This window comes from Chryseobacterium joostei, from assembly GCF_003815775.1.
GTDB classification, from domain to species: Bacteria; Bacteroidota; Bacteroidia; order Flavobacteriales; family Weeksellaceae; genus Chryseobacterium; species Chryseobacterium joostei.
In genome coordinates this window covers 1,357,586-1,369,207 of the sequence record NZ_CP033926.1, presented here as the reverse complement: position 1 = coordinate 1,369,207, position 11,622 = coordinate 1,357,586, and the positions used below count along the sequence as shown (strand labels likewise).

The following is an 11,622-nucleotide window of genomic DNA, read 5'->3' as shown; positions in this document are numbered from 1 at the left end:
TTATTTTTACATATTTTACCAATCCCATCTCTTTTTTTCTTTAGCTTCTAAAGTATTTTTATCAACATTATCCATTAAACCGTCTTCTGTATTTTTCGCGGGATCGTACCAATCGAGTTTTTTTTCAGCCCATTCAATCCATTCTTTGTTTGTGGTATTATGGGATTTCATATATTCAAAGTACTCCTTTAGAATAATAAACTTCTTCCATCGATGGGCATCATTATAAAAAGCAATAAATTTTGCAAGCTCTTCATCCTTCATTTTTTGTTTTGCTTCTTCAATTTTCCTGAGCTCTTCTCTTTTTTCACTTTCAATCTTCCATTTTCTTCTGTTTTCAGCCATTCTTTGAAACTCAGTTTCAACTTTTATCAAAATTTTTTCAATTTGATCTTCAACAAGTAATTTATCTGTGTCTGCAAATTCAGTTGTCCCGTATTGCACGATCTTAACTGCTAGCATACCATTTGCTATTAAATCTCTGCTTTTCCATCCTCTTTCATTCGTTGTATCTTTAATATTGCTTTTTTCTTTAATGTATAATGTAATTTTATCTTCATATGCGGCGAATTTTAATCCTTCAGAATCTATGTTCATTTTATATCCTAAAATTTTAAAATTCTTTATTAGATTATCTAATATTCTTAATGCGCGAGAAACATTTTTTGGGGAAACAACAATATTGGGTAAGCCTCCATCAGTATCAATGGTTCCTTTTATCTTTGCATAATCATTAACTTTTTTCTTGCTAAGGTTTTCTTGCACTTTACTGGTGATTTCGTCAGGTTTACTTAATCGTTCTGAGACCTTTAAAATTAGTGCTGAATTTTTTTTAATCTTTTCTGTAACAATCTGTCTGAGTGAATTTATAGGATTAGGCTCATTTTTATTTTGATCTACATAAATTTTTACTTCCTCCTCGTTTTCTTGCTGAGGTAATGGTATCTGTACCACTTTTTTTCCAAACTGTAATTTTTGCCAGTATCCCATTGGTGGCAATGGGATATCAAATTTTATACAGATTTTTCTTAGTCCGTTATCAGACAAATTAAATTCTTTAGATAGTGTAGTTAGAGGTGTAGCCCATACTTTATCATAGAGTTCTGTACGTGTAAGTTTAACGACATTATTCATTATAGTATCTAAATAGATTGTATTAATTTTTGAAGTTTAGCATTATAAGAAAATATGTATTTTAAATATAATTCATTACTCAGGAAATTCATTAACATTATTAACCTTTTCCTGGTATTCAGTAAACCAACCAAGTTCTTTAATGTTTGCTTTTATTATTTCTTCATCTTCAATATCAAATTTTCCATAATTTTTATGCATTTGAAAAGTAAAGTAAGGATCTGAGCTCACTCCTAAAAGTATAAAAGTTTGATGTTTGTATTGATAATGAAATGCAAATGTTTCAAAAATTAAATCAAACATTCTTAGTAAGGAATCTTCACCCCATTGTGGAAAAAAATTAAAAAAGACAAGAGCTAAATTACCATGTTCTGTAAAACGTCTTTTAATCATTCCTTCCGAAGCATTTCGAATATCATCGAAGAATTCTTCAAAGCTAATACCCACAGCTCGACGCTTTAATCTATTTAAAGAAAGTAATTCCTTTGCTATTTCCTCCATGTTTGGTTCCTCCCGGCATAAAATTTCATTCATTACGAGATTATCAACAAAATAACTTGATGAATCTGCAAACTCTTTTTTTATAGCATTGGGTGAGTTTTTGAATATTTCCCAGGCACCTTCTATATCAATAACCATGTAATCCTTCTCACTATTATCTGTAATCGCCTTTGGAAAACTACGGACATTTGTGAAAAAATATGCAAGTAAATCTTTCTCGGTACCAATTATCTTAATTGAATTTTCAATGTTTTCATTAAGGTGTCTTAAGTCATTCTCATTCAAATCTTTTGGTAAATCGGGTGAGATGACTTGAACAACTTTGTTTTTAAAGAGTAACTCTCTTTTCTCCAAATAGTCAATAAAATCTGGAACTGTATTTAGTTCTTCAGCGACGGTTTGGAATGTCTCTTTATCAAATATTGTTATAAAATCTGAATGATTTTGAGTTCTTGTAATATCATAAAAATCAACTCCTTCTCCAAGGTTAATTATTATTTTAAAAATTTTTGTAATCTGATTTTTAGGGAACTCTTCAATATCTCTGTCAGGATGTTTTATCTCTACTTTATCTTTTTTAAATAAAGTTTTGTAAGCACCATTTAATTGTCTTACAGCTTTTTCAATCGTATTGTTAAAATAACGAAGGTGATTTCCTTTAAATTCGTAGTTTTTTACAGAAAATATAATGCATATGTCATTAAAAACAATGAGTAAGTCACAGATTTCTTTTTTGTCACCATTTTCATATTTGGGTCCTGGATAGCACCAATACTTGAAAAATGATTTGTAAGCGATCTCATTGACAAAATTTTCTCCTTCGTCTCCTTTTATTTTGCTGTCAACTGCCATTATTTAACGTTGTTTTGTTTTTCAATATATAAACTCCAGAACAAATCTATTTCTTCCTTGATTTCCGCAAGTCTCTCTATAGAATATTCAATTGATCTTGTGACCGAAATTTTATCACCCTTCCAATCTGTTGAAGTTTCTCTTTTTGTAATCATTTGTGCAAGATTAAAACGATAATCTTTTAGATTCTCAACAACTTTATTGATATCATTTGTAATAGTAGTGGTATAATCTTGCGTGAAACTTTTTAAGGTCAATGTATTTTCTATAGACATTTCAAAATCCGGTAAAATTGTATTTAAAAACAGCTCTATTTTATCGATTATTTCATAACCTGCTTTCTCTTTTTTTCCTTCAAGTATTTCACGGATATAACTATCTGAAATCCCTATTTTTTTGCTATACACAACAGATTCTCTGTATCCTACAATTTTTGATAAAGCTTCCTTAACTCTTACCGTTTTATTTATTCTATCTTGTTGTATGGCCTCATATATCCTGTTAATCTCATCTTCAGACGGAGTTGAGTGCATATATTCATCCCATTTTTCGACTGGGATAGATACTCTATAAGCTAATAATTGTCTGGCATTAATTTGTCTCTTAATATCTGTCCATCTGGTTTTAATTTGTTTAGGAGTAAGAGGTTCTGAGTTCATATTTTTTAAGTTATTGTAGCGTTGTAATTATTGTATTAGCTTTTGGTAATTTCATATTGTAAAAAATTGGCCAGCACTCCGGAAGGTGTTTTTGCATTTTTATTAAGAATCTTGGTATTGGCGAAAACAATGAAATTATCTTTTGCTCTGGATACTGCCACATTTAGCATATTAGGTTTGTTATCCCTGTCGAAAAATAATGTGCCTTTATCTTCATCACCATATACCATTGAAAATAAAACGATAGCTCGTTCTGCACCCTGAAGTGCATGAACAGTTCCTATTTTAAGATCATCAACTTTAAATCCTGCATTTTTTAATGTATTTTTTAAAAGGTGTTTTTGTCCCGTGAACGGGGTAATAATTCCAACAGCCTTTTCTATCTGTCCATATTTTTTCTCAATCGAAATTCTGTTTTTTGTTAACCATTCAACAATTTCCTTTGCCTCATTTTGATTGAATCTGCTTCCATTATTATTTTTTGTCGATTGCCCTTCAACATGTATACAGTACATTGGATCAAAAAGAAGATCTGATGTAGCTTTTCCTCTTAGTGGAACCAACTGACCATCATAAGCTAAAACATTACAGTAATTAATAATTTCATCATAACATCTTCTGTGCTCAGTAAGTAGAACTCCCTTTTCATGAAGTTCTTTCTCTTTAAATCCAGAAGCATTCTGAGCCATTTTCATAATACTTCCTGTAGAGGAAAGAAACCCTTTTTGGTCAAATTCCTTTTCATAGATAGTATCATTATAATCTTTAATAATCTGACATTTTTTAAGATTTCCGATATCAATTTTATTTGTAATATTCCAAACAGGCTCGATTTGCTTAACATCTCCCACAACAACAGCTTGTTTTGCCAACGCAAAAGTTGCAATTCCTACTTCAGGTGAAACCTGTCCGGCTTCGTCAACAATAAGCAGATCAATAAAATCTAAAAGTGGGGGAGTATCATATAAGTTCTTACCATCTTCAGCTTTTTTAAAGAATTTATAAAAGCTAAAGAATTTCGGAGCCATAAAGAACGTACTTACAAAACATGGAGTAAGCATCGCGTGTCTCTGCCATCTCATCATCATCGGGTCTTCTCCTTTTCCATCAAAATTAGATTCATAGAGACTGCTTTCTAGTTCTATAAGATATCGGGCTTCCCAGTAATGTAAGGCCAACTGAAATGCCTTATGTCGCAGTGATATATCCAATTCATCATAGAAACAATTAGCTGGAATTTTCTCACTAATCTTTGTTAACTCAAAATCCCAGTATTCTTCTTCTGAAGATGGTGGGTTACCATTTATTTGATTATCTTTTTTCCAAGCTTTCCATCTTTCTATGACATCGACTATTTTTTTAGCAAGGCTTATTTTAAAATCAATTTTATGCAGAATCTCTGCTTTTTTAAAAACAAAATCATTAGTAATTACAATCAAAGAATCTCTAAGAATGATTTTAACTTCACTCGCTCTGTTTTTTAAAGCTGACTTAAACCCCAAAAAACAAAATATTTTTCTGAAAAAAGGTTCTTCTTTAAAATAAGAAATTATTTGTCGCTCAATTAAAATTAAATTCTGAATGTCGGTTATTAATACAGACTCATTTAAAATACCCTCTTTATAATAGCGATCTGATGATGAAGATAAATATTCAGATGTAAATTCTTTTTCAGATTTCAAATAATCTTTCCATAATGCACTTGCTTTTTTTAAGATTTCTTCAATAAGAATAATCTCGTTTCGAAGGCTATGTGCTGTATTGATAAGAGTAAGAACAGGTTTATTAAAATAAGTTTTACTTTTTTCTAGAAAATATTCCTTAGCTCTGCTAAGATATTCTTGATTTTCAATTTTTCCAAAGATGCCGCTTCCACTCAATTTTTTATAATTTGTTCCTTTTAGCTCTTCTTCACTTTTAAGAGTAGAAGGTAAATAAGTAGCATAACCATCAACATCAGGAAGCCATCTGCCTTGTAATTCTCCTTCTCTTGTATTAGAGCGGGAAAAACTATCAATTATATTTGTGACAGCTTGATTGTTGGTAGAACAAGCAAGGATGATAGGAGCTTTTTTCCCTTCTAAAGCAGTTGCTACAACTTTGGTGGCCACAATACTTTGAAGTAAAGTTGTTTTTCCTGTTCCTGGAGGTCCATTTACGGCAAAAACTTTGTCATTAGTACTCAAAAGAGTATTCAAGCTTTTTCTCTGAGATATTGATATAGGGAAATCAAATCCCATTTGTCCTAAATGAAGCTCGTTAAAATTGATATGGTCATTAACAGAAACAGGGAGTTTTTGATTGTTATTTTTTAAAGTTATTAATGATTCTAAAAGAGGTGGAATCTTTTTGACTTTAAGAATTTTTTCGTATAGCTGGATAATACCTTCCGCAGCATTAATATCTTCCTGAGGAAGTAAAATCAGACCATTATACAATGTCTCATATCCTTCTGTATGATATTCATTTAGTTTTTTATGAATAGCTTTTTCAAATACATCAACTATATTGGATATATATTCTGAATATCTGGTATAGCTTTCTCTTCCCAAGGTTGTAGCACGATCAACATCTTCTACACTGCTAAAGATAAACTCATTTTTTTCATCTGCTAAAGGCTCCAGATATTTTCTTTGAAATAGAGGAAAAGTTTCTTCAGGAATGGATAATTTACCATTCCTATCAAGAACTGCAGAAAACCAAAACGGGAATTTTGGTTTTTTATCTTTGAGATGAACTAAATGTTCCGGAAGAGGTTTAAGTTTAAATGGAGCTATAAGTACAGGAGTATATTCAATATGAATCCACTCTTCGTTTTCTTTGCTTTTTATACCTTTTTTATCATTGATCTTTTTTTCCTCAATGTCTATTAGTGCATTAACTTTTTCAATTTCACCAATAAACTGATTTTCGATTTTAAAATTTTCGATTTCAAAAAATTCTGATTTATCAATGTCAATATCCGTATTTAAGGAGTCGGATAAATTTTTTTTCCAATAGGTCAACCATTTATGATGTTCCTGGTTCATATGTATTTGGTGATTATTAATTTAAAATGCATTCAGATATTCTTCTAAATACTTAATAGAGTTTTTGTATTCGTTGTAATTTTCTCTGACATATTTATTTGAAATATAAACAGTTTTCTCGTTTTTAGCAATTTTATGTTCTGTATTTTCAGCCAACTTTACCGAAGGGATAAACCAAAAATCAGGAGTAGATTCTAAGTCATCAATCTTACCATTAAAGCAAACCAAGGCATAAATTAAATTGGGAGCTGTAGTAAATGTACCGGAATTTGTAATAAGCCAGTCATTGCGTTTATTGACACCTTTAACCTCAACAATACATATTGCTCCTAACTTAGTTTTGACGATTATATCAACCCCTTTTTTATTGCCAAAAGAAAGATATGCATCTTTACCCGTTCTGCAAAGAATGCTCATGATAAGATATTCAGAAGAGAGATTGGTATTATAATTATTGTCTGCGTTTCTAATTGTTTTTTCCATATATTTTGTTTAAAGATATTTTTTTACTTTCTTCTCAACATAAGAAAAATCAATCCATTTACTGAAATTCAATAAAGCAAAATGCTGTTTTTCTTCGGGCATTTTCTCAAGCTCCGACATAATTTTGTTAGGTTTTATTTCATTTCTTATAAGCAATAATAAAATATAAAATTCGTAATCAATATCCCTTAGAAATTTAAATTTTTCTAAATCTTGAAATGCACATATTTCAATGAGTCTTTTCTTAAAATAAGGACTCAGATCCATGAACCATAGATCTTCTGCATTTGATGCAAGTAAATGAGCATTTTCTTGTTTAAGCAATACATTTAAATAGCTCTTATCCCCAGAGACAAAAAAATGATCTACTAACATCTCTGTTACGTCGGTTTCTGCAAAACTTATATATCGGAGTGCAGCCTTGTTGTCATATGTATATTTTGAATAAAAAAATGTATTAAAAAAATCTGTTTTGTAATCTTCAGCTAACTGTGGTAGTAGCAATTCTAATATTATTCTGATTCTTGTAGATTTATGATATGAAACATCAGCTTTTAAAAGTTCTTTTAGGCTATTATACATTTTCTCATGTTCGTTGAATGTAGTAGCTCTTTTTTCAATGTTGCTAAAGATTGAAGATTTAAATTCGGTGTATTCATTTTCAATGTGATAATTTACTAAATCTTCAAAGTCTATTGTATTTAAAACTGAATGAATTAGAATGTCATACGGGTGCTCTATTCTAGTTTCTTCTTCCTTTTTTATTAATAATGAAATTAAAAGCTTTTTTTGATGTTCATTCATGGTTTAGTCTTTTTATGGTCTTAGCTCTTCAATGATATGTTTTAAAGTTTCAAATTCTACATCATCAAGAATGTCTAATGAATTATTTGTTGCTAACATTATGGCTTCCCTACATACATTTATTCTTCTTAAAAGTGGAAGTACAATAGAGTTTCCGTGCTGAACATATTTTTTAATTTCATCATGATTAGTGGGAATTTTGTAGCCTTCTCGGCTGCTTCCAATAAGAATGCCTTTATCTCTCAAACCTCCAACCATATTTACAAATTGTTCTTTGCTAAGTTTGGAATCTCGGTTCACGTTGAGATGTTCAATGAACTCTTGTCCGGTAGTATAATTTTTATAATGATTGGATTCGTGATATCTCACTAAAACTTTCAAGAAATTTATTGAATCCTGCTTTTGTTGAGTATCTGAAGAAGTTGTATCAAGATAATCAAAGATACTTCTTAAACTTAGATCGGTAATAGCTTGGTTATAAAACTCATCAACCTTAGATTCATTGTACTCGTTAAGCTTATAAATTTTAGGAAAGTGGTTAATGCTTATGATTTTTCCTGATAATGCTTTTAAAAACTGTTGGGAATAGTCACTTTTTTTATGTTCATCAAAAATATACCCTAAAGTTCCGGCAACAAAATCAGCGATTTGTACTCCTAGCTCTTTATCGCTTTTATTGACAAAAAATTCGGAGCCTTCAAATAGCGTACGAATATGGTTCTGTTGCACATACTGTTTAAATTCAAGCATGAATTCATTACCTCCATGTTCGTCTACTTTCAGTTCAAGCTTTGGAAATGTTTTGTATAACTCTTTATACAAGATGCCATTTAGATATTTGTAAAAAGATTTTTTGTATTTAAAACCTTCCCCATACAATTTCGTTTTATCAACAACGACTGAGTAAATATTAAACTTGAGTTTTGCCAACTCATTTAAAATTAGCATCCTCCTTTTGTGATTGTCTTTTACTTTTGAGGATTTGATTTCTCCTGTCTGAAAATATTTTGATCGAATTTTTTCAACATCAAAGTAAAATTCTTCTAGATCTTCATAATTGACGATAATACTAGCAATGATAAAGTGAGTACTTTCCGTTGAAAATTTGAATGAATTATTTCCGAATTCGTCGGCGAATGCAATTACTTGTTTCATACTATCTAAAGTAATAAAGTTACATTAATTTTTATTATTATTTTACGGGAATCCGTAAATTGATAGAATTGCCTTCAGTGCCCACTTCTAAGTAATTCAGTTAATAAATCTGACATTCTCAGATCTTTTTGTCTTATTTTTTATGAGTATAAAATGATAAAATACAAGAAAATGGATTGATAGATGGGGTAACTAACGAATTTATAATACTAAAATGCATAAATTAAAAGGATATTGATTAATTTACTTTTTAATTAATCTTCGAAATTATATTTAAATATCTGTATTTTAATGGAATAGTTGCGAAATTGAATATAGCTGACATAGTTCTACTTATTTATTCGTAGTGAAATCTTTTCCAAATCTTCAATTAAATTCTTAATAGTTTTTGCTCTAATTGGCTCACCTTCCAATTTGGAATGTTTTTCAATCAAATTATTTCTAAGAGAATTTATAAATTCAAACTCGGATTTATGATAATCTTCAATTTTCTCGTTAGTATAGTTTTTTTCAGGGATGTAACGATAATTAAAATAACCATTTAAATCAAAAATAGATTTGTTATCTAAGCTAAGTACTACCTCTGAAAACTTTTCGGCGGAAACATTTTTAAAAATTGAAGTTCTTTCCAAAATGGTACGCGTCGACCAGTCATACTTTTTAAATATATCATATAATTCATCAACATTTTCATTGTTTAGTCCATAAAGAGTGGCTTCTACAAAATTATTTGTCGTTTGGGATTGGCTTAGTTTAGTACAATCTTTTAAAGATTTTAATATCTCTTGAAATTCAGCTGTGTGTTCAGATGCGTAATACTTTCTCCATGACCTCCTAAGTATTATATGTAAATCAGTAACTCCTTTAAGATCATCAGAAGCAGCAAAAAGTTCTTTAGCTCTACTAATTACGTTAGATTTTGTACTTCCGCTATAAAGTTCATTATCAATTAAATTAAGGAAGATGCTAGAAATATGTAAGACCTCCGTGAAATGTAAGTTAGTTTCAGCGAAGAATTCTTTTTCGACCTTTGGTAATATTTCATTAAAAGTACTGTCTTCTAAAAATTTCCAATACCACAATTTTTCCCAATCCTTTTCATCATCTGGATGGAAAATAAAGCAATTATTAAGTTCTGATAACAGAGCTTCGTAATTACCGTGACTGATGAATTGAAGTAAGTTTTTTGCAGTGAATAACTTTGTAGAATGAATTAGATTAAACGATTTAATTGCTTCTTCGTAATTTTGGAAATCATACTTTTTTTCATCGCCAATAAATAATTGTTGAAAAAATTCAATATCTAAGTTTCCAGTATTATATTCAATATGAAATATCATATAATACCCTAATAAACTTTTAGTTAACAATTTGTAGTTATCAACGTCTTTCTTTAAATCCTCTTCTAATAAATTTAAAATCCTCTCATAATTAAACATTGCTCGCTGGAGGACTCTTAGATTTTTTGCTTTCGAGACACTAAAAATACTAAATATTAATGCCTTATTTTCCTCCATTACTGCTTGGATTTCAGGTTTTAAAAGACTAATAAAATATTGCACGGCTTCATCGGAATTTGGTTTTATTTCGAAAGCTTGACCAATTATTTTTTCTTTAAATGCAGTATAAGGAGCTAAATTTTTTTCTTGTAAATCTCTTTCGATGATCTTATCTTCGTCTGAAATCAGTATTATTTTACATTTTGAATGCTCAACAAAATCATTTATAAATCCATAGATTTCATCTACGGGTATTTTGCACCTTTCAATATCATCAAAAATAATAATCCTATTACCTTTTATTTTATCGTTATCTGCTTTGAAAATTGAAATTGGATCAAAGTTAATATTGGCAGCCGCATCATCTTTGCCATCTCCATCAAAATCTAAGTCGACTTTTAATGTGGATTTTATAAATCCTTTAAATATTGAAGAAGCAACTTTTACACCTTTTGAATATAAGAAGGGATTAATTCTTTCTTTAAGTTTTAAAATAATTTCTTTCTTTTCACTGACTCCATTTAACGAAATATATATGGGATTTAGGGCTACAAATTCGTCACCCGCAATATTTGGAGTGCTCCATTTCTCAATTAGTTTCTTGATGAAAAAAGTTTTGCCAGATCCCCAGCCTCCTTTAAGCAATACAGCAAAATTAATATTCTCTGAATTTATGTAATACTCTAAGTATTCAATGATATGTTTGTTGTCCATTAAATTTTTTTAATTGAAAATTATTAAATTCATTACATCTGAATTTAATAATTTTTATTAGCAAAAGTACACACATTATAAAACTAAAAATCAGTATTTTCACTGAAATTTGCTTAGGATTATATTGATTGATTGAAATTTTAGAATAGATAAAATCCTAACTATTAGTTAGGATTTTATCTATTTATATTTCCGAAAAAATCTTCTAAAGTTATTTGCTTTTTTTGGCAGATTTTAATCAAAGTTTTTAAAGACATATTGTAATCAGTCTTTGATGTTCCAAGTGCAATATTTTTTATTCTTCTAACAGTACTTTCCTCTACGCCGCATTTTGATGCAAAATCTCTCTGTGATTCTGCCTTTGAAATCCAGTTAAGATAAATGTATTTGCAAATAGCAATAATTACGTCTTTCTCGTCGTCCATTAGAACAAATTAAAAGAAAGGGTAAAAAAATAGTGCGGTTTTCTGTGCGCAATGAGAAAATATTATTATATTTGTAAAATAGGTTACAGAAAATGTAACTTTGCGATACTTCAAAGAATAATAGAAGCTATTGCTTAGAGTCTCAAATTCGAAAACTGGTAATTTTTAACATACGAGATGATAAGCAGGAAGCTCACGACCTAGGCGTGGGCTCTCTTATCTGTATGTAAGGTATACCAGTACCCCGAATTGGATAATGTTGAGTCCCATGCCGTTTTTTTCAATGCAGTTCGCTCTATCTCTACATAAAAATCTAAGCCCGCTTACATAATAGTATCAGACTATACGATACAATAGGAGGGTACAA

The 11,622-nt window shown here is 29.8% G+C and carries 9 protein-coding genes; all 9 read right to left on the bottom strand.

The window, feature by feature from the left end:
- Positions 1-15: 15 nt before the first annotated feature.
- The 9 genes from EG359_RS06350 to EG359_RS06310 all read right to left on the bottom strand — a co-directional run bounded on the left by EG359_RS06350 (position 16) and on the right by EG359_RS06310 (position 11,255).
- Positions 16-1,134 carry a hypothetical protein gene (locus EG359_RS06350; protein WP_123867287.1) on the bottom strand — a complete coding sequence of 373 codons (1,119 nt, stop codon included), beginning with the start codon at positions 1,132-1,134 and terminating at the stop codon, positions 16-18.
- A 75-nt stretch (positions 1,135-1,209) separates the two neighbouring features.
- Entirely contained in the window at positions 1,210-2,487 is a 1,278-nt protein-coding gene (locus EG359_RS06345; protein ID WP_076350877.1) for a hypothetical protein, read from the bottom strand.
- A complete protein-coding gene (locus tag EG359_RS06340; protein ID WP_076350879.1) occupies positions 2,487-3,146 on the bottom strand; it encodes a hypothetical protein in 660 nt (219 codons plus the stop codon). Before EG359_RS06340 ends, EG359_RS06345 begins: the two co-directional genes overlap by 1 nt.
- A gap of 35 nt (positions 3,147-3,181) precedes the next feature.
- Positions 3,182-6,175 carry a DEAD/DEAH box helicase gene (locus EG359_RS06335; protein WP_076350881.1) on the bottom strand — a complete coding sequence of 998 codons (2,994 nt, stop codon included), beginning with the start codon at positions 6,173-6,175 and terminating at the stop codon, positions 3,182-3,184.
- Between the two features lie 21 nt (positions 6,176-6,196).
- Entirely contained in the window at positions 6,197-6,658 is a 462-nt protein-coding gene (locus EG359_RS06330) for a hypothetical protein (RefSeq protein WP_076350883.1), read from the bottom strand.
- A gap of 9 nt (positions 6,659-6,667) precedes the next feature.
- Positions 6,668-7,462: a hypothetical protein gene (locus EG359_RS06325; protein ID WP_076350885.1), complete on the bottom strand. Its 795-nt coding sequence runs from the start codon at positions 7,460-7,462 to the stop codon at positions 6,668-6,670.
- A 12-nt stretch (positions 7,463-7,474) separates the two neighbouring features.
- Positions 7,475-8,617: a DUF3800 domain-containing protein gene (locus EG359_RS06320; protein ID WP_076350887.1), complete on the bottom strand. Its 1,143-nt coding sequence runs from the start codon at positions 8,615-8,617 to the stop codon at positions 7,475-7,477.
- A 329-nt stretch (positions 8,618-8,946) separates the two neighbouring features.
- Positions 8,947-10,830 (bottom strand): P-loop NTPase fold protein, encoded by a 1,884-nt coding sequence (locus EG359_RS06315; protein ID WP_076350889.1) that lies wholly within the window; start codon positions 10,828-10,830, stop codon positions 8,947-8,949.
- Positions 10,831-11,006: 176 nt separating this feature from the next.
- Entirely contained in the window at positions 11,007-11,255 is a 249-nt protein-coding gene (locus EG359_RS06310) for a helix-turn-helix domain-containing protein (RefSeq protein WP_062669263.1), read from the bottom strand.
- Between the last annotated feature and the right edge of the window lie 367 nt (positions 11,256-11,622).

Excerpts from the sequence above, each read along its gene's own strand:
- EG359_RS06315 (WP_076350889.1), bottom strand. The coding sequence starts at position 10,830 with ATGGACAACAAACATATCATTGAATACTTAGAGTATTACATAAATTCA.
- EG359_RS06335 (WP_076350881.1), bottom strand. The coding sequence starts at position 6,175 with ATGAACCAGGAACATCATAAATGGTTGACCTATTGGAAAAAAAATTTA.
- EG359_RS06310 (WP_062669263.1), bottom strand. The coding sequence starts at position 11,255 with ATGGACGACGAGAAAGACGTAATTATTGCTATTTGCAAATACATTTAT.
- EG359_RS06325 (WP_076350885.1), bottom strand. The coding sequence starts at position 7,462 with ATGAATGAACATCAAAAAAAGCTTTTAATTTCATTATTAATAAAAAAG.
- EG359_RS06350 (WP_123867287.1), bottom strand. The coding sequence starts at position 1,134 with ATGAATAATGTCGTTAAACTTACACGTACAGAACTCTATGATAAAGTA.
- EG359_RS06320 (WP_076350887.1), bottom strand. The coding sequence starts at position 8,617 with ATGAAACAAGTAATTGCATTCGCCGACGAATTCGGAAATAATTCATTC.
- EG359_RS06330 (WP_076350883.1), bottom strand. The coding sequence starts at position 6,658 with ATGGAAAAAACAATTAGAAACGCAGACAATAATTATAATACCAATCTC.
- EG359_RS06340 (WP_076350879.1), bottom strand. The coding sequence starts at position 3,146 with ATGAACTCAGAACCTCTTACTCCTAAACAAATTAAAACCAGATGGACA.
- EG359_RS06345 (WP_076350877.1), bottom strand. The coding sequence starts at position 2,487 with ATGGCAGTTGACAGCAAAATAAAAGGAGACGAAGGAGAAAATTTTGTC.